Consider the following 18,417-nt stretch of genomic DNA (forward strand, 5'->3'; position numbering starts at 1 on the left):
CCGTCAGCCTCGAAGCACCGGAAGCACGAGGCTGACCGCGATCGTGATCATCACCACGGCGATCACGGCATCGAGGATGCGCCAGGAGAGCGGGGTGCGCAGCCAGCGCCCCAGATAGCGCGCGCCGAAGCCGAGCGCGGTGAACCACAGGATGCTCGCGGCGATCGCTCCGCCGGCGAACAGCCAGCGGTCGTCGCCGTGCGTGGCCGCGATCGATCCCAGCATCAGAACCGTATCGAGGTACACGTGCGGATTGAGCCACGTGAGCGCGAGGGTCGTCAGGATGACCGGTGCCAGTCGGGGGCGGACGAGTGTCGACGTCGCGCTGTGGGGGAGCGGCGCGCTCGGATCCACGGCTTCCGTCCCGTCGACCCGGAGCTCTTCCCCGCCGCGCCACGCACGGCGTGCGGCGAGGACGCCGTAGGTCAGCAGGAACAGTGCGCCCGCCCACCGGGCCACGACCACGAGCCACGGGGCGGCCGAGAGGACGAAGCCCAGCCCCGCCACCCCGGCGGCGATCAGGGCGGCGTCGGAGGCGGCGCAGATGATCACGACGGCGAGCACGTGCTCGCGGCGGATCCCTTGGCGCAGCACGAAGACGTTCTGCGCGCCGATGGCGACGATGAGGGAGAGTCCGAGTCCGAGCCCGGCGAGGACGGTGAGCACGGGTTCAGCCTAGGAACCGTTGGACATGAGAGGAAGCGATGGTTTCTTCAGAACCATTAGTATCACTAATGTGAGGATCGACCCGGAATTGGCCGCCACCCTCGCCGCGATCGTCGATGAGGGGACGTTGGACGCTGCATCGAGGCGTCTGCGGATCACGCCGTCCGCGGTGAGTCAGCGGCTGAAGATGCTCGAGCAGCAGCTCGGCCGGATCCTGCTCGTGCGCGCCAAGCCCGCGCGGGTGACGGAGGCGGGAGAAGCGGTCGTGCGGCTGGCGCGACAGGTCGCCCTGCTCGAACACGATGCTCTGCTCGGCGTGGGCATCGACGAGGCCGGCGGGACGCGTCGCATCAGCATCCCGCTGGCCGTGAACGCCGACTCGATGGCGACGTGGTTCCTCGCTCCGCTCGCGCGTCTGTCCGCCGGGCACGACATCGACTTCGATCTGCATCGTGATGATCAGAACTTCACCGCCAGATTGCTGGAGTCGGGCACCGTGATGGCTGCGGTCACCAGCGAGGCGGCTCCCGTCGCCGGGTGCTCGGTGTCGCCGCTCGGCGTGCTCGAATACCGGGCGATGGCGGAGCCGGGGTTCGCGGCGCGTTGGTTCCCCGAGGGGGTCACGACGGAGGCGTTGGGGTCGGCCCCCTTCGTGGACTTCGACCGTCGAGACACGTTGCAGCACGAGTGGCTGCGTGCGATGTCGGTCGGGCAGGAAGGCGTGCCACGGCACTACGTCCCCGCCTCGAACGACTACGCGCTCGCGGTCGGTCTGGGCCTCGGCTGGGGAATGGTCCCGCTGCTCCAAGAGCGACCGGGCCTGGTTCCGCTGGGCGGGCCGACTCTGCGAGTGGAGCTCTACTGGCAGCAGTGGAACCTGCGCTCGGAACTGCTGGACACCATCGCCGGGGAAGTCGCCGCCGAGGCCCGCCGTGTGCTCGGCGGCACCGGGGTCACGCAGACGGCTTCTCGTCCGGAGCCGCCCCGGAGGCCAGGGCGTGCAGCAGCCGGGTGAGGCTCCCGATGTCGGCGAGGCTCCACTCCGCGAGTGTCTCGAGCAACCGGCCCTCCTGCGGAAGCCGGGCGGCAGCGAGGCGCTGTGCACCCATCGCCGTCAGCTGCAGCAGGAACGAACGGCCGTCGGTGGGATCCGCCGAGCGCTCGATCAGGCCGAGCTCCTCCAGCTCCCGCACCGTCCGGCTGACCTGCCCCTTGTCGATCAGCATCCGCTCGGACAGGGTCGACACCGTCACCATCTCGCAGCGCGCGATCGTGGTGAAGATCTTGTAGGCCCCGGGCAGCATCCCGGGGCTCACCCGGTTGGCGTTCTCGGTGATCACACGACGGAAATGCGTGATCAGTTCGCCGAACTCCGCTTCGAGGGCGCGGACCGCCTCGGCCCGCGCCTCCGGAGTGTCGAGCACGTCGTCAGCGGCCGGCATCGGATGCCGTATCGCCGCGGTCGTCGCCGGATCGGCTGACCACGGTCACGGAACCGGTGGATGCTCCGGAGAGCGCCTCCGCGTCGGCGATCGCGACGTCTGCGGCATCCTCCACGGAACCGTCGGCCGCCTGCTTCCCGGAGGCATCCGCCCGAGCGCGCTCGGAGGTCGTCATCGTGGTGAGCGGACGGTTCGGAAGGAACAGGATCGCGATCAGGCTGATCACCGCGAGCGGGATGCCGATCAGGAACGCGTGCGAGATGGCCTGCGCGTAGAAGTCCTCGATGATCGAGCGCACGGGCTCGGGGAGGAGCCGGACCTGGGGAAGAGTGCCGGACGAGAGCTGTGCGGCGACCTCGGCGCCCTTGTCCCCGAGCTTCGCGATCGCCGCGCCGATGCGCTCCTTGCCGTCGGAGAACAGTCCGGTGAGGCTGTTCGCGAGCACGGCGCCCATGACCGAAACGCCGATCGTACCCCCGAGGCTGCGGAAGAACGTCACTCCGGAGCTGGAGACGCCCATCTCGCTCGGCTTCGCGACGTTCTGGACGATGAGGACGAGGTTCTGCATCGTCATGCCGACGCCCGCGCCCATCACGAACATGTAGATCGAGACGAGGATGAAGTTCGTGTCGTAGTGCAGCGTCGACAGCATCACGGAGCCCGCGATCAGCAGCACCGAGCCGAGGATCAGGTACCCCTTCCACTTGCCGAAGCGGGTCACCAGCTGACCGACGACCATCGAGGAGATCAGCAGGCCCGCCATCATCGGCAGCGTCATCAGTCCGGCCTCGGTGGGGGTGGCGCCGCGCGACAGCTGCATGTACTGCGCGAGGTAGACCGAGGTTCCGAACATCGCGACGCCGATGGAGATCGATGCCAGCACCGACAGGGTGAACGTGCGGCCGCGGAACAGCGTGAGCGGGATGAGCGGCTCGCGCACCTTGAGCTCGACGATGATGAACGCGATGGTCGCGATGATCGCCGCGCCCACCATCAGCACGGTCTCGGTGCCCCACCAGTCGAAGGTCGAGCCTGCGTTGGTGATCCAGATGAGGATGAGCGAGACGGCGGCCGAGAGCAGCACGATGCCGACGTAGTCGATCGAGACCTTGCGCGTGCGCTCGGTGCTGATGCGCAGCGTCTTCTGCAGGATGATCAGGGCGGCGACGGCGAAGGGGAGCGCGACGAAGAAGTTCCAGCGCCAGTTCGCGACGTCGGTGATCCACCCGCCGAGCAGGGGGCCGCCCACGGTCGCGACGGCCATCACGGCGCCGAACAGGCCCATGTAGCGGCCGCGCTCACGCGGACTGATGATGTCGGCCATGATGACCTGGCTGAGGGCGGCCAGTCCGCCACCGCCGATGCCCTGGATGGCGCGGAACGCGATGAGCGTGTTCGTATCCTGCGCGAAGCCGGCGGCGGCCGTCGCGGCCACGAAGATGACGAGGGCGAGCTGGATCAGCAGCTTGCGGTTGAACAGGTCGGCGAGCTTGCCCCAGATCGGTGTGGAGATCGCCGTGGTGAGGAGCGTTGCGGTGATGACCCAGGTGTAGGCGGCCTGGTCTCCGCCGAGGTCGTGGACGATGACCGGCATCGAGGTGGACACCACCGTCGTCGCGATCATCGAGACGAACATGCCCAGAAGGAGCCCGGTGAGGGCTTCGAGCACCTGCCGGTGCGTCATCTTGACGGGGGAGTCCGTGGTCATGCGGGACCTTTCGCTGTCGTGAACGGGGACGCGGCGACGGCTCTGGCGCGCACGAGATGGTTGAACTGGGTCAACTATACGTCGATCGTTGATTTACGTCAACCATCTTCGACCGCGGAGGGACTGCGCGCGATGAGCGCGGAGCATGCGCGAAATCGCCTTGTCCTGTTCGGAGGCGTGGATGAGGATGAGGGCACAGCGGGGATGCGAGGCTTCTGAGGGGCAGCCGTTCTCGGACATCCACGCGATCGCCTGATTCCTGAGGGGGACACCAGGAGGCGCCTCGACCCAGGCGGTGAGCGCCAACGGTGCCGCGCAGGTCAACTACTGCATCGCCGTCACGCTGCCGACCACCGCGCTCAACGCCGCGCAGGGGCTCACGATGTCCCAGACCTGGCACATCCAGGGGACGTCGTCGTGACGCAGCTGACCCGGCGCAGTGCGCGCGCGCAGGCGGAAGGGATTCGCGCGGACGAAGGCGCCGACGTCCGGACCCCGGCACGTGTCCGAACACGGCCCGGTCGGACGATCGGCGATGCGCTCCTCTGGCTCGCCGCGCTGGCCGGCGTGATCTGCATCGTGCTCGTGGTCCTGGCGTTCATTGCGCAGATCACCCTGATCCTGTTCCGGACGGGGTCGATGTCGCCCACGATCCCCGCCGGATCCGTCGCAGTGGTGCAGCGGATCCCGGCGAGTGGGATCGAGGTCGGAGACGTCGTGACCGTGGACCGCGTCGGAGAGCTTCCGGTGACGCACCGCGTCACGACCATCGCACCCGGGGTCGTGCCTGAAGAGCGGATCATCATCATGCGCGGAGACGCGAACGCCTCGGAGGATCCCTTCCCGTACACGGTCTCCAGCGTGCGGATCGTCCTGTGCTCGGTCCCCGACGTCGCGACGCTGATCGTCGGCATGGGCAACCCCGTCGTGCTCGGCACGCTGACCCTGGCGGCGACGACGCTGGTCGTCTGGGCGTTCTGGCCCCGCACGCATCGTCGTGCGGATCGGAGCGGTCGAATCGGAGCGGGCGGGAGGGGCGGATGAGGCGTGTCTTCGGGATCCTCACGATCGCGGCCGCCGCGGTCATGACGCCCAGCGCTGCCTGGGCGGCGCCGACCACGCAGGTCATCCAGGGAGAGGTGCTCCGCCTCGTCTCGGTGGCGGACTGGGATGCCGCGGCCGGCCTGCTTCCCGGGGCGCCGGTGCGATGGGACGTCGCTGTGAGCGCGGATGCTCCCGACCCCGGTGTGGTGCGGATCGGCGTGAGTGCGACCGGCACGGCCCGACTGCTCGTCGACATCTCGACGTGCTCGCGGGCCTGGCGCGATGCCGGATGCCCCGGGTCGGAGACGGTGCTGCGCACGGAGTGGCGGATTCCGCGGGACGGTGCGGTGGTCCCGCTCGCCGAGATCAGCGACGCCGACACCGCCCATCTGCGCCTCTCCGTCGCCCTCGACCCGGCCGATGGCGCGGGCAGCACCGACCTGCGCGTGATCGCGACGGGGGCGGGGGAGACCGCGGACGTCGGGCCCGGAGGAGGCCTCGCGAGCACCGGCCCGGCGCCCGGGGCTCGCTGGGCGGTCGTCGGCGGAGTGCTCCTCGCGGTGGGGGCGGTGCGCTCGCCGTCCTGCGCCGGCGCCGGGCGGAGGCAGAACTGGGAGAGCGGCCATGAGAGGCGGGCGCCGGCGGATCCTCGCGGGCGCGGTCGGCGTCGCGATCCTGGTCGGAATCGCGTCGTTCCCGCCGGTGGAGTCGACCGAGGCGAGGTTCACCGACAGCGAGTACGGCGCGGGAGCCTTCACCGCGGCGACCCTCCCGACCCCGGTGGTCGCATCCTGCACGGTGACGAGTTTCCTCGGGACCTTCACCGGGTTCACGATCACGTGGACATCGCCCGCCGTGAAGCTCCGACAGCGCTTCTCCATCAACGGCGTCATCGTGGACAACGCGAACGTCACGCAGACCGGGACCGGGCCGTACACGTACTCGTCGACGATCAGTTCCGGACTGCTGAACACGCTCCTGGGAAGCCTCCTGGGCTCGACCAACACGGTGAAGGTCGAGACCATCTACCCCGGAACATCGTGGGTCTCGCCGGCGGCGACGCGCTCCCTGTCCGTCGGCGGACTGCTCGGGCTCGGCGGCAACAACACCTGCACCTGAGCCGGACCCTGCTCTCCCGCGCAGGGGTGCGCGAGGGGCCGTCGGCGAGCGTCAGTCGGCGAGGGCCAGCGCGCGGAAGGCGTCTCGTTCGCGCAGCTGCTCGCGGCGGCTCATCGCAGGGTCCGCGGTCCGGCTCGGGACCTGTTGGCCGGTCGTGCGCCGATAGAGCTCGTCGATGAGATCGGTCGCGAGGCCGACGAGCTTGGCGATCTCACGGTCGTCCCGGTCGATCCACACGCACCGGGGCTCGTCGTGGATCGGGGCGAAGTCGACGTGCTCCTCCCACACGAACAGCGTCCGCTCGGCGCCGAGCACGTGCTGCTGCCACCACACCTGGCGCAGGTAGGTGCGTGGGATCCCGCGGAACGCCTTGTTCGTCGTCTTGATCTCGGCGAGCTTCACGCGGCCCTCGGCATCGACCGCGATCCCGTCGGGCGTGGCGAGGTGGCGGTGCTCGACCTCGGCGCGGAAGAGGGCGGAGGAGGGGAGGATGCCGTGGGTCGCGGCGACCCAGGCGGCGATCTCGGGTTCGCGACGGCGACCGTGGTCGGTGTAGGCGTTGCCGCCGAAGCGCGGGCCGCCGCCGAGCTTCGAGTCCGCAGCCCGGGCGATCGACCTCTCGGAGGTGAGTCCGGCCACGTCGGTGGCCGTGATCCCGCGCGAGCGAGCCCGCATCCATGCCACGCGATCGCGAGAGTCCGCGACGATGCGTGCAGCGAGTTCCGGGGTCACCCTTCGACCCTAACCCCGCTCGCCGACCCTTCCTCTCCCACACGCCGTCCTCCCTCCCGCCCCGCCCCTCCCGCCCCGCCCCTCCCGTCCCGTCTCTCCCCGTCCCTCCCGTCCCGTCTCTCCCCGTCCCTCCCCGCCCGTTTCGGTCGACGCCCCCTCTGCTCGTCCGCGCCCCCGCGTGCCTGCGCGATTCAGCGGGGGTGCGGACGGTCAGCGGGGGTGTGGGGCGGTGGCGACTGTTCCTGCACCGATCGGTCGACGTCGAGACCTGGGATCGGCCCTGTGAGTGACGGTGGCAGGGGGTGTCGGAGGCCTCACGATGACGGGATGCCGAACAGGATCGATGTCACCGACGTCCGCTCGCTCCTCAGGACGCGGGGCGAGTTGCTCGTGAAGGGGCACACGGAACGGGAGATCGGATCGCGTGTCGCTGCGGGGTCCCTCCGCCGAGTGCGCCGGGGTCGCTACGTCGAGGCCGACCGATGGGACGGGCTCTGGAACGAGGGGCGTCATCTCGTCGAGGTGGTTGCGACCGCTCTCAACTCCGACGGTCCGGGGCCGGTGTTCTGGGGGCCGTCCGCCGCGGTCCTGCACGGCCTTCCGTTGTATCGGCTGGCACCTCGGAAGGTGCATGTGGTCATCGCCGGGGCCCGGCATGGGAGGACCCGGTCCGGGGTGATGTGGCACGACGTCGAGGTTCCTCCCGCCGAGGTCGTCGACGTCGATGGCATCAGGTGCACGTCGCTCGACCGCACGATCCTCGACCTGGCCTGCCTGACCCGCGAGGAGGTCGGGTTGTCCGCCGCGGATGCCGCACTCCGTCGCGAGGCCGTCTCGGGTCAGGTCCAGGACTCCGGGGCGGTCGAGGGCTGGCGGGCACGGATGATGGTGCGAGCGCTCCGCTCGCACTCGCGGGGCGTGCGCCGGGCGCGACGGGTGATCGAGTTCGCCGACGGACGTGCACAGCTGCCGGGTGAGAGCGTCAGTCGCCTGCAGCTGCACAGGCTCGGCTTCGCGGCGCCCGAACTGCAGGTGCTCGTGCGCGGGCCGGGAGGGGAGAACTACTGGGTCGATTTCGGGTTCCGTCGTTCGCACTGTTTCGGCGAGTTCGACGGAGAGGACAAGTACCGCAACGCCATCCTTCGCCGAGGACGGAGCGTCGAGGAGGTCGTGCTCGAGGAGAAGCGCCGGGAAGACGCGATCCGAGGGGTGACCGGATGGCGGATGGTCCGGTGGGGGTCGTCCGACATCGCCTCCCCGGATGCGCTCGGCGCCACGCTCTCCGCGTACGGCATCCGCCCTCCCGGGTAGCCCGCGTCGACGCCCCCGCACGCCGCCGAGACCCCGTCGGGTTCGCGGGGCGCAGGAGGGGCCTCGGCGCTCAGCGGGGGTGTCGGCATTCGGAGACCGGGGACGGGGACCGGGAGGGGGGAGGGGGTGGATTTGGGGGAGGGGGATGCGTCGGGTACAGTTGTCGTAACCGAAGACCGCTGGTCATCGTCGTGAGCACATGCGCACAACGATCGAAGCTCTGCACAGCAGGGGCCCGCGCAGGACACGAACTTTCCAAAGCTCCGTGCGCTTGCGCCGGAGCTTTTTCTATGCAGGTGGTCCAGGTCGGCGCCCCACCACCGTGCGGCGCCTCGTACACACCAAGGAGTGACCATGGCGCAGAAGGATGCATCGGTCGCCGAGCTCACGAAGTCATTCGAGAACTCGACTGCCGTTCTGCTGACCGAGTACCGCGGTCTGACGGTTGCCCAGCTCAAGGAGCTGCGCAACAGCATCCGTCAGGACGCTGAGTACGCCGTGGTGAAGAACACGCTGACCAAGATCGCCGCCAACAAGGCTGGCATCTCCGCGCTGGACGACGACCTCAAGGGTCCGTCGGCTGTCGCGTTCGTGCACGGTGACTTCGTCGCCACCGCCAAGGCTCTGCGTGACTTCGCCAAGGCCAACCCGCTTCTCGTGATCAAGTCCGGCATCTTCGAGGGCAACGCCCTCACCGCGGACGAGGTCAACAAGTACGCCGCGCTCGAGAGCCGTGAGGTTCTGCTGGCGAAGGCTGCGGGCATGATGAAGGCGACGATGGGCAAGGCTGCCGCCACCATCGACGCTCTTCGCGAAAAGCTGGAGACCGCAGAGGCCGCGTAAGCGACCTGCGATCTCGTCTACAAACCCCATCTATCTAGGAGATACATCATGGCGAAGCTTTCCACCGAGGAACTGCTCGAGCAGTTCGCCGGCCTGACCCTCATCGAGCTCAACGAGTTCGTGAAGGCGTTCGAGGAGAAGTTCGAGGTCACCGCTGCTGCTCCCGTCGCCGTTGCCGGCGCTGCGGGTGGCGCAGGCGCTGCAGAGGCTGAGGAAGAGAAGGACTCCTTCGACGTCATCCTCGAGGCCGCTGGTGACAAGAAGATCCAGGTCATCAAGACCGTCCGCGAGCTCACCTCGCTGGGTCTCGGCGAGGCCAAGGCCGTCGTCGACGGTGCCCCGAAGGCCGTCCTCGAGGGCGCCAACAAGGAGACCGCCGAGAAGGCCAAGGCTGCTCTCGAAGAGGCCGGCGCGACGGTTACCCTCAAGTAATCACGCTTCAGCGTTTTCTGCGAAGGCCCCGGGTTCGCCCGGGGCCTTCGTGCGTTCCGGGCCGTGCGTGGCCGTCGTCAGCGCGGGGGAGCGGTCGAGTTGCGCACCACGAGGGCGGAAGCGGCAGCCACATGCTCCTGCGGAGCGTCCGGCCGGTCGATCCGCTGCATCAGCAGGCGAACGGCTTCGTGACCCTGTTCCCTCGGGGACTGCCCGATCGTGGTGAGGGCGAACATGTCCGCGTGCTCGTGGTCATCGATACCCACGACGCTGAGCTCGGTGGGTACGGCGATGCCCAGGCGTCGGGCGGCGATGATCGCCCCGATCGCGGCCTCGTCGCACACGCCCACGATCGCGGTCGGTCGGTTTCGCCGATCGCCGAGCAGCCCCGCCGCCGCGGAGTAGCCTCCGGGCATGGTCGGGGCCGTGCCCGCGACCCGGGCGTGCGAAGCGAGTCCCGCGGCGCTCAACGCGTCGCGGTAGCCGTCGAGCCGCCGCGTGTCACCGAAGCTCCGTCCCATCGCGTCTGTCGGGCCGCCGACGAAGGCGATCTCGGTGTGGCCGAGCTCGATCAGATGCTCGGTCGCGATGCGTGCGGCCGCCGCATCATCGATCGAGACCGCGCTCGAGCCCTCGCCGTAGGGCCCGACGCTCACCAGCGGCCTTCCCGTGCGCTGCAGGCGCTCGAGCTCATGCGCGCTCGGCTGGATGCCGACGGCGATGATCCCGTCGAAACGACGGCCGGGCAGCACGTTCTCGAACAGCCGTTCCCTGGTCTGCGACCCCTCGGGCACACCGTAGAGGGAGAGGTCGTAGTCGAGGGCGAACAGCGACTCCTGGATCCCGGCGAGGAGTTCGGCGAAGAACCAGCGGTCGACGGGCGGCATGACGATCCCGACCGTCTGCGTCCGCCCCGTCGCGAGACTCGTCGCGGAGGAGTGCGCGACGTAGGCGAGTTCGCGGGCGGCGACCTCGACGCGCGTCCGCGTCTCGTCCGAGACATAGCCCCGTCCGCTCAGGGCGCGGCTCGCCGTGGCCTTCGACACCCCGGCACGCGACGCGACATCCGCGATCGTGCTCATCGGTCCTCCTCGACCTGATCACGCGGTTTCGTGGGCGGCGGCGTAGCGCGCGCCGGGTGTCAGCGTAGCCCGCGGACGGGGAAAAAGGAACCGGTTCCAGGCCTGAGGTGAGGGAGCGCTCCCAAGCCCGGAGGTTCCACGCGCCGAATGGTTGCGAGCTTGTGACCCTTGCGTGTTGTGCGGGGGCGCACAGGGACAGTAGGTTGGCCTGGAATCGGTTCCCTAACGATGCCGCGGGGTGGCGTCGCACCAGGAGGGAACCTGTACTCGAAGAGGAGAATTCACATGGCTCTGTCACAGCGTTCCCGGCGTTACGCGCCGATCGCCCTGGGGGTCGCGGGCATCGCGCTCGCAGGCTGCGGGGCTCCCGGCGGTGCGCCGGGCACAGACGGTGGTGATGGTGGCGACGCCACTGTCACGATCTACGGCACGATCGTCGACTCGGAGGCGGAGCTCCTCCAGGAGTCCTGGAAGGACTGGGCCGACGAGAACGGCATCACCATCAAGTACGAGGGCAGCCAGGACTTCGAGACGCAGCTCGGTACCCGCGCACAGGGCGGGAACCCGCCGGACATCGCGATCTTCCCGCAGCCCGGTCTGTTCGCCGACTTCGCCAAGCGCGACTTCCTCAAGCCTGCTCCCGAAGAGGTCGAGAAGAACGCCAACGAGTACTGGACCGAGGACTGGGTGAACTACGGCACCGTCGACGGCACCTTCTACGGGGCGCCGCTGATGGCCAACGTCAAGGGCTGGATCTGGTACTCGCCGGCGAAGTTCGCGGAGTGGGGCGTCGAGGTTCCCAAGACGCTCGACGAGATGTCCGCGCTGACCGAGACGATCCAGACGGCGACCGGTACTCCCGCGTGGTGCGCCGGTTTCGAGTCCGGAACGGCGACCGGCTGGCCGGGAACGGACTGGGTCGAGGACTACGTGCTGCGTCAGTCCGGCCCGGACGTCTACGACCAGTGGGTCACCAACGACGTCAAGTTCACCGACCCGCAGATCAAGTCGGCGTTCGACTCGGTCGGCGAGATCCTGCTGAACCCGGCGAACGTGAACGCCGGTTTCGGTGACGTGCGCTCGATCAACTCGACCGCATTCGGTGACGTCGCTCCCGCCCTCGCCGAGGGCACGTGCGCACTGACCCACCAGGCGTCCTTCCTCTCCGGCTTCTTCCCGGAGGGCACGGAGATCGCTGAGGACGGCGACATCTGGGCGTTCATGCTCCCGGGTGAGTCCGAGGGTGACACGGCCGTGACCGGTGCCGGTGAGATCGTCGGCGGGTTCAGCGACTCCGAGGCGACTCAGAAGGTGCTCGCGTACCTGTCCAGCCCCGAGTGGGCGAACAGCCGCGTCAGCCTCGGTGGCGTCACGTCCGCCAACAACGGACTCGACCCTGCGAACGCGAAGGACCCGATCCTCCAGGAGACCATCAAGATCCTGCAGGACCCGGACACGACCTTCCGCTTCGACGCGTCCGACCTGATGCCTGGTGCCGTCGGCGCCGGGACCTTCTGGAAGGGCATGGTCGCGTGGGTCAACGGCACCTCGACCGATGAGGTGCTCACGCAGATCGAGACCGGCTGGCCGAGCAGCTGATCCGGGGGAGGGGTCGTCCCGCACGGGGCGGCCCCTCAGCCCCCGCGGCGCGCACACCGACGTGCGCGCCGGTGATCCGGTCCGCGTGATGAAGGGGAATCCGTGAACGCGACTAATTTCTTCCGTTGGATCGGCTCGCTCCCGCCGGTCCTGCAGGCCGTCGCCGTGGTCATCGCTTTCGCGGTGGTCGTGGCGATCATCCTGCTCCTGGTGGACATCGCTCCGCGCAGGGGAAAGCTCTACACCTTCGTCCGATTGGCGATGTGCCTGCTCATCCCCCTCGTGGTGATGTTCTTCTTCAACTCCTATTACTGGGCGATGGGAGTGGCCGTCGCCGTCGGCGCTCTGTTCTTCTGGCTCGACTATCGCTCCCGCGATGGCGCGGGGTATCTGATCCAGCTCGTGGCCTTCATGGCTCCGGCGCTGCTGCTGCTGCTCGTCGGCCTCGTCCTGCCGTCGATCCAGACGATGTTCTCGTCGTTCATGAACTCCTCGGGCAACGAGTTCGTCGGTCTGAACAACTACCTGTGGATCTTCACGCAGTCCGACGGCATCACGGCCGTGATCAACACGATCGTCTGGGTGCTCCTGGTGCCGACGGTCTCCACGATCGTCGGCCTCGCCTACGCAGTGTTCATCGACCGCACCCGCGGCGAGAAGATCTACAAGGTCCTGGTCTTCATGCCGATGGCGATCTCCTTCGTCGGGGCGAGCATCATCTGGCGATTCATCTACGAGTACCGCGGGCCGCAGTACGAGCAGATCGGTCTCCTCAACCAGATCCTCGTGTGGCTCGGGGGCACGCCGCAGCAATGGCTGCTCAATGAGCCGTGGAACAACCTGTTCCTGATCGTCGTGCTCATCTGGGTGCAGACCGGTTTCGCGATGGTCGTGCTGTCGGCATCGATCAAGGGAGTGCCGGCGGAACTGCTGGAGGCGGCGGAGCTGGACGGCGCGAACGCCTGGCAGCGGTTCGTGTCGGTGACCGTCCCCGCGATCCGCCCCGCGCTCATCGTGGTCCTCACGACCATCTCGATCGCATCGCTGAAGGTGTTCGACATCGTGCGGACGATGACCGCCGGCAACTACGGCACCTCGACTCTCGCGAACGAGATGTACACGCAGTTCTCGAAGTTCGAGGCGGGGCGCAGTGCCGCGCTCTCCGTCATCCTGTTCATCCTGGTGCTGCCGATCGTGATCTACAACGCACGCCAGATCAAGAAGCAGCGGGAGATCCGATGACCGACACCGTGAAGTCAGACGCCGCCCTCAGCACGCGCGCGATCACCACCGGCGGCGGGTTCGAGGGCGCCGCAGGCCGCACTCGCAAGAAGCTGTCCCGGCCGTGGGCATCGGTGGCGTCCATCGTCATCGCGTTCATGTGGACGATCCCGACGCTCGGACTGTTCATCTCGTCGTTCCGGCCGCGGGATCAGATCCAGACCACGGGATGGTGGACGTTCTTCGCCGATCCGCAGGTGACGATCGAGAACTACGTCGACGTGCTGCAGTCCGGCACGACGCAGCTCACCATCCTGGAGTCGTTCGTCAACTCGATCGCGATCACGATCCCGGCGACCATCGTGCCGCTGATGATCGCTTCCATGGCGGCCTACGCGTTCGCCTGGATCGACTTCAAGGGCCGCAACGCGCTGTTCATCTTCGTGTTCGCGCTGCAGATCGTGCCGATCCAGATGGCCCTGGTGCCGTTGCTGAGTTCGTTCTCCCGCGGGCTCAACCTCTTCGGGCTGCAGGTCACACTGCCGCTCGATGCGTCCCAGGGCTACGCGCAGGTGTGGATCGCGCACTCGATGTTCGCGCTTCCGCTGGCGATCTACCTGCTGCACAACTTCATGTCGGAGATCCCCGGCGAGATCATCGAGGCCGCACGCGTCGACGGTGCATCCCGCGGGCAGATCTTCTTCCGTGTGGTGCTTCCGCTGACGATGCCGGCGATCGCCTCGGTCGCGATCTTCCAGTTCCTCTGGGTCTGGAACGACCTGCTCGTGGCGCTGGTGTTCGCCGACGGAGCCGCGGCGCCGATCACGAAGCTGTTGGCCGAGATCACGGGCACGCGAGGAAACGACTGGTACCTGCTCACGGCAGGCGCCTTCGTCTCGATCATCGTGCCGCTGATCGTGTTCTTCGCCCTCCAGCGCTACTTCGTCCGCGGCCTGCTGGCCGGATCGACGAAGGGCTGACACACTTCGGAAGACAGAGGGGCCTTTCGTGAGAACGGATGCCGCGGTCGGGAGAAACACAACCCCGCCCGCGGCATCCGCGCGTCTACCCTGAAGGCATGAAGTACGCAGACTCCATCGTCGACCTCGTCGGCGACACGCCCCTCGTGAAGCTCCGTCACGTCACCGAGGGCGTCGCGTGCACGGTCCTCGTGAAGCTCGAGTACCTGAACCCGGGTGGCTCGTCGAAGGATCGGATCGCCGCGCGGATCATCGACGCCGCCGAAGCCGCCGGCGACCTGAAGCCGGGCGGGACGATCGTCGAACCGACCAGCGGCAACACCGGTGTGGGTCTGGCGCTCGTGGCCCAGCAGCGCGGCTACAAGTGCGTGTTCGTGCTGCCCGACAAGGTGGGCGAGGACAAGATCGACGTGCTGCGCGCGTACGGGGCGGAGGTCGTGGTGACGCCGACCTCGGTCGCGCCCGACAGCCCGGAGTCGTATTACAGCGTGAGCGATCGGCTGGCGCGGGAGATCCCCGGCGCGTTCAAACCGAACCAGTACGAGAACCCGAACGGCCCGCGCAGCCACTACGAGACCACGGGTCCGGAGATCTGGCGCGACACCGACGGCGGGGTCACGCACTTCGTCGCCGGGGTCGGCACGGGCGGCACGATCACGGGCACCGGTCGCTACCTGCGGGAGATCTCGGAGGGCCGGGTGCGGATCGTCGGTGTCGACCCGGAGGGCAGCGTGTACAGCGGGGGTACCGGACGGCCGTACCTCGTCGAGGGCGTGGGGGAGGACATCTGGCCGGGCGCCTACGACCCCACCGTGCCGCACGAGATCGTCGCGGTGGGCGACGCCGACGCCTTCGCGATGACGCGGCGCCTCGCCCGCGAGGAGGGCATCCTCGTCGGCGGATCCAGCGGGATGGCGGTGGTCGGTGCGCTGCGCGTCGCACGGGACCTCCCGGCGGATGCCGTCATGGTCGTGCTGCTTCCCGACGGAGGCCGCGGCTACCTGGGCAAGATCTTCAACGATGGATGGATGCGCTCCTACGGGTTCAGCGATGTGGAGGACGGGGAAACCGTCGCCGACGTGCTCGCGGCACGTCCGCACAGACGGGGAGCGGGGATCCCGGACCTCGTGCACGCCCACCCGACCGACACCGTGCTCGAGGCGATCGGCATGATGACCGAGTACGACGTCTCGCAGTTGGTCGTGCTCAGCGCCGAGCCGCCCGTCATGATGGGCGAGGTGCTCGGCGCGGTCGACGAGAAGGGGCTGCTCGACCTGCTGTTCCGCGGCGAGGCGAACGCGACCGACGCCGTGGGGGAGCACGTGGGGGAGCGGCTTCCGCTCGTCGGCATCCACGCCTCGGTCGCACAGGCGCGGGCCGCGCTCGCCGAGGCCGACGCGCTGCTGGTGACGGAGGACGGCAAGCCGCACACGGTGCTGACCCGCCAGGACCTGCTCGCGTACCTGTCCCGTTGACGTCTTCCGAGGAGCGGCGACCCGTGGCGTAACGGGACGTCCGCGGCTCCGGGCGCGGACGTAGGCTGAGGTCATGTCCGACCACGCCTTCGCCACCCGCGCCATCCACGCAGGACAAGCTGCCGACCCGACGACGGGGGCGATCATCCCGCCGATCTACCAGTCCTCCACGCACGTGCAGGACGGTATCGGCGGCTTCCGCGAGGGTTACGAGTACAACCGTGCGGGCAACCCCACGCGTTCCTCCCTGGAGACCCAGCTCGCGGCTCTCGAAGGCGGAGTGAGCGCGCTCTCCTTCGCCTCGGGGCTCGCGGCGGAGGACGCGCTGCTGCGGGGAATCCTGAAGCCGGGGGATCACGTCCTGCTCGGGAACGACGTGTACGGCGGCACCTACCGTCTGCTCACCCGGGTGCTGGCTCCCTGGGGTGTGGAGACGACGACGGTCGAGCTCTCGGACGTGGACCTGCTCCGTGCCGCGATCCGTCCGGAGACGAAGATCGTGTGGCTGGAGACGCCGAGCAACCCTCTGCTGAAGATCGTCGACATCGCCGTGATCACCGAGCTCGCGCATGCGGCCGGTGCGATCGTGGTCGTGGACAACACCTTCGCCTCTCCTGCGCTGCAGCAGCCCCTCGCGCTCGGTGCCGATCTGGTCGTGCACTCCACGACGAAGTACCTGGGCGGGCACTCCGACGTGCTCGGCGGTGCGGTCGTGTTCGGCGATGACCGCTACGTCGAGCAGGTCAAGTTCCAGCAGTTCGCCGTCGGTGCGGTGTCCGCTCCGATGGATGCGTGGCTGACGACCCGCGGCATCAAGACACTCGCGCTGCGCATGCGGCAGCATTCCGAGAACGCGCAGGCGATCGCGGAGTGGGCGGCGGCGAAGCCGGAGTTCTCGCAGGTGTACTTCCCGGGACTCGCCTCGCACCCCGGGCATGAGATCGCCGCCGCGCAGATGAGCGGTTTCGGCGGCATGCTGTCGCTCGGGCTCGCTGCCGGCGTCGACGCTGCCCGTGCCTTCGCCGAGAGCACCTCGGTGTTCCAGCTCGCCGAGTCGCTCGGCGGCGTGGAGTCGCTCATCGGCTATCCATCGGACATGACGCATGCGTCGGTGCGCGGAACGGAGCTCGCCGTCCCGGAGAACGTCGTGCGGCTCTCCGTCGGCATCGAAGACCTCGGAGATCTGATCGCCGATCTGGACGAGGCGCTGGCGCGCGTGAGGCGCGTGCGGGAGCAATAACGTGCCTGCGGGGTGGTCGCGAGGGACGTATTTGATCCCGCGACGGGGGAGACGGACGCGCTAGCATGGGGGCTTCCCCCTTGGCGAAACGATTCGACAAGACCACCCCCTCGAACGCTGGAAGGACGTCGTGTCCGACGCGCCCCGCACTGACTCCATCCCCGTCGCACCGTCGGAGCAGCAGACCGAAGAGACTCCGCAGCCCGCGCGCACCGCGACCGGGAGCATCCGCACCTCCACGGCGACCGGGGCGATCCGCACCCTCGGCGCGAATCCCGCGACGGCACCGATCATGCTGCACCCGGGAGATGCGATCTCCCTCGGCAGGCGGACGCTCTACATCGTCCTGCTCGGAGCTCTGACCGCGCTCGGTCCGTTCACGATCGACCTCTATCTCCCGGCCTTCCCGGTGCTGGAGGAGGACTTCCAGACCACGGCTGCCGCGATCCAGCTGACCCTGACCGGAACGATGATCGGCTTCGCCCTGGGTCAGCTCGTCGTCGGGCCCCTCAGCGACAAGGTCGGGCGCCGGGTGCCGCTGATCGTGGTCACCGCCCTGCACGTCCTCGCGAGCGTGGGGGCGGCCCTCGCGCCGGACCTCGGCCTGCTCAGCGCGGCTCGGGTGCTGATGGGGGTGGGAGCGGCCGCCGGTGGAGTGGTGGCCATGGCGATCGTGCGCGACCTGTTCGGCGGGCGGCGACTGGTCATCATGCTCTCGCGTCTCGCGCTGGTGTCGGGCGTCGCACCGGTCATCGCACCGTTGATCGGCTCCTGGTTGCTGACCCTGATGCCCTGGCGGGGGATCTTCGGCGTGCTCGCGGCCTACGGCGTCGTGATGCTGCTGTCCACGCTCCTGTTCATCCCGGAGACGCTTCCGGTCGCGCGTCGGCAGGGCGGCGGCGCCACGATGGCGCAGCGCTACCGCTCGGTGCTCTCTGATCGCGTCTTCCTCGGCGTGCTCGTGATCGGCGGCATGACCTTCTCCGGATTGTTCTCGTACCTCTCCGCGTCGCCGTTCCTCTTCCAGGTGACCCACGGGCTGGATGCCCAGCAGTACGGTCTGCTGTTCGCCGTGAACTCGCTCGGTGTCGTCGCCGGGGTGCAGACGGCCTCACGGCTCGCCGCCCGCTTCGGACCGCAGTGGGTCATGGCCTACTCGACCGCTGTGCTGCTCCTGGCGGGTGTCGCGATCATCGTCACCGACCAGCTCGGACTCGGACTGTGGGGCACGGTTGTCCCGTTGTTCGTCTTCATGACGGCCTGCGGCTTCACGTTCCCCAACGTGCAGGTGCTGGCGCTCGACCGGCACGGCAAGGCTGCGGGGACGGCGGCATCCATCATCGGGGCGACGAACTTCGGCGTGGCGGGGCTCATCTCGCCGCTCGCGGGCTGGCTCTCGCACGACGCCGGGATCACGGCGACGACCATGGCCTCCGTGATGGTCGGTTGTGCCGCGATCGGCGTCCTGTCGCTGTGGTTCGTCGTGCGTCCGCGCACCGTGGGGATGCTCACTCCCTGAGTGC

18 protein-coding genes are annotated in these 18,417 nt (G+C 68.6%); 13 read left to right on the top strand and 5 right to left on the bottom strand.

Going from position 1 to position 18,417, the window contains the following annotated elements; all coding sequences use genetic code 11:
* Positions 1-3 precede the first annotated feature (3 nt).
* Entirely contained in the window at positions 4-666 is a 663-nt protein-coding gene (locus tag KV397_RS03905; RefSeq protein ID WP_131494512.1) for a LysE/ArgO family amino acid transporter, read from the bottom strand.
* 70 nt (positions 667-736) lie between these two features.
* Here KV397_RS03905 and KV397_RS03910 point away from each other — a divergent pair, with 70 nt between their 5' ends.
* On the top strand, positions 737-1,681 hold the full coding sequence (locus KV397_RS03910; RefSeq protein WP_205802390.1) for a LysR family transcriptional regulator ArgP: 945 nt from the start codon (positions 737-739) through the stop codon (positions 1,679-1,681).
* On the opposite strand, the gene KV397_RS03915 is transcribed toward KV397_RS03910, so the two are convergent.
* Both KV397_RS03915 and KV397_RS03920 read right to left on the bottom strand, forming a co-directional pair.
* Positions 1,620-2,108 carry a MarR family winged helix-turn-helix transcriptional regulator gene (locus KV397_RS03915; protein WP_261812202.1) on the bottom strand — a complete coding sequence of 163 codons (489 nt, stop codon included), beginning with the start codon at positions 2,106-2,108 and terminating at the stop codon, positions 1,620-1,622. The genes KV397_RS03910 and KV397_RS03915 overlap by 62 nt on opposite strands.
* The gene (locus KV397_RS03920) at positions 2,095-3,816 is read right to left on the bottom strand and encodes a DHA2 family efflux MFS transporter permease subunit (protein WP_261812203.1); all 1,722 of its coding nucleotides are present in this window, start codon (positions 3,814-3,816) and stop codon (positions 2,095-2,097) included. The genes KV397_RS03915 and KV397_RS03920 overlap by 14 nt, the downstream gene beginning before the upstream one ends.
* Before the next feature lie 295 nt (positions 3,817-4,111).
* On the opposite strand from KV397_RS03920, the gene KV397_RS03925 reads away from it, so the two are divergent.
* The 3 genes from KV397_RS03925 to KV397_RS03935 all read left to right on the top strand — a co-directional run bounded on the left by KV397_RS03925 (position 4,112) and on the right by KV397_RS03935 (position 5,979).
* Positions 4,112-4,237, top strand: a complete 126-nt coding sequence (locus KV397_RS03925) for a hypothetical protein (RefSeq protein ID WP_261812204.1) — start codon at positions 4,112-4,114, stop codon at positions 4,235-4,237.
* Positions 4,234-4,860 (top strand): signal peptidase I, encoded by a 627-nt coding sequence (locus KV397_RS03930; RefSeq protein WP_261812205.1) that lies wholly within the window; start codon positions 4,234-4,236, stop codon positions 4,858-4,860. The genes KV397_RS03925 and KV397_RS03930 overlap by 4 nt, the downstream gene beginning before the upstream one ends.
* Positions 4,861-5,484: 624 nt before the next feature.
* Positions 5,485-5,979, top strand: a complete 495-nt coding sequence (locus KV397_RS03935; protein ID WP_261812206.1) for a hypothetical protein — start codon at positions 5,485-5,487, stop codon at positions 5,977-5,979.
* 51 nt (positions 5,980-6,030) lie between these two features.
* Here the strand turns inward: KV397_RS03935 and KV397_RS03940 are convergent, their stop codons facing one another.
* On the bottom strand, positions 6,031-6,711 hold the full coding sequence (locus tag KV397_RS03940) for a YqaJ viral recombinase family protein (protein ID WP_047522864.1): 681 nt from the start codon (positions 6,709-6,711) through the stop codon (positions 6,031-6,033).
* A gap of 327 nt (positions 6,712-7,038) precedes the next feature.
* On the opposite strand from KV397_RS03940, the gene KV397_RS03945 reads away from it, so the two are divergent.
* The 3 genes from KV397_RS03945 to rplL all read left to right on the top strand — a co-directional run bounded on the left by KV397_RS03945 (position 7,039) and on the right by rplL (position 9,297).
* Positions 7,039-8,022 (top strand): type IV toxin-antitoxin system AbiEi family antitoxin domain-containing protein, encoded by a 984-nt coding sequence (locus tag KV397_RS03945; protein WP_261812207.1) that lies wholly within the window; start codon positions 7,039-7,041, stop codon positions 8,020-8,022.
* Positions 8,023-8,376: 354 nt separating this feature from the next.
* On the top strand, positions 8,377-8,865 hold the full coding sequence (gene rplJ, locus KV397_RS03950) for a 50S ribosomal protein L10 (RefSeq protein WP_017829129.1): 489 nt from the start codon (positions 8,377-8,379) through the stop codon (positions 8,863-8,865).
* 48 nt (positions 8,866-8,913) lie between these two features.
* Positions 8,914-9,297: a 50S ribosomal protein L7/L12 gene (rplL, locus tag KV397_RS03955; protein ID WP_017829128.1), complete on the top strand. Its 384-nt coding sequence runs from the start codon at positions 8,914-8,916 to the stop codon at positions 9,295-9,297.
* Between the two features lie 77 nt (positions 9,298-9,374).
* Here the strand turns inward: rplL and KV397_RS03960 are convergent, their stop codons facing one another.
* Positions 9,375-10,379 carry a LacI family DNA-binding transcriptional regulator gene (locus KV397_RS03960; protein WP_261812208.1) on the bottom strand — a complete coding sequence of 335 codons (1,005 nt, stop codon included), beginning with the start codon at positions 10,377-10,379 and terminating at the stop codon, positions 9,375-9,377.
* A gap of 285 nt (positions 10,380-10,664) precedes the next feature.
* On the opposite strand from KV397_RS03960, the gene KV397_RS03965 reads away from it, so the two are divergent.
* From KV397_RS03965 to KV397_RS03990, 6 genes are all read left to right on the top strand, one after another.
* On the top strand, positions 10,665-11,978 hold the full coding sequence (locus KV397_RS03965) for an ABC transporter substrate-binding protein (protein ID WP_261812209.1): 1,314 nt from the start codon (positions 10,665-10,667) through the stop codon (positions 11,976-11,978).
* Between the two features lie 102 nt (positions 11,979-12,080).
* Positions 12,081-13,220, top strand: coding sequence for a carbohydrate ABC transporter permease (locus KV397_RS03970; RefSeq protein WP_131491375.1), 1,140 nt, complete (start codon positions 12,081-12,083; stop codon positions 13,218-13,220).
* Positions 13,217-14,179 (top strand): carbohydrate ABC transporter permease, encoded by a 963-nt coding sequence (locus KV397_RS03975; protein ID WP_047522133.1) that lies wholly within the window; start codon positions 13,217-13,219, stop codon positions 14,177-14,179. Before KV397_RS03970 ends, KV397_RS03975 begins: the two co-directional genes overlap by 4 nt.
* 98 nt (positions 14,180-14,277) lie before the next feature.
* On the top strand, positions 14,278-15,654 hold the full coding sequence (locus KV397_RS03980) for a cystathionine beta-synthase (protein WP_261812210.1): 1,377 nt from the start codon (positions 14,278-14,280) through the stop codon (positions 15,652-15,654).
* Positions 15,655-15,727: 73 nt separating this feature from the next.
* Positions 15,728-16,894, top strand: coding sequence for a cystathionine gamma-synthase (locus tag KV397_RS03985; protein ID WP_261812211.1), 1,167 nt, complete (start codon positions 15,728-15,730; stop codon positions 16,892-16,894).
* A 130-nt stretch (positions 16,895-17,024) separates the two neighbouring features.
* A complete protein-coding gene (locus tag KV397_RS03990; RefSeq protein ID WP_261812212.1) occupies positions 17,025-18,413 on the top strand; it encodes a multidrug effflux MFS transporter in 1,389 nt (462 codons plus the stop codon).
* Positions 18,414-18,417: the final 4 nt, after the last annotated feature.

This window comes from Microbacterium aurugineum (genome assembly GCF_023101205.1).
Classification (GTDB): domain Bacteria; phylum Actinomycetota; class Actinomycetes; order Actinomycetales; family Microbacteriaceae; genus Microbacterium; species Microbacterium aurugineum.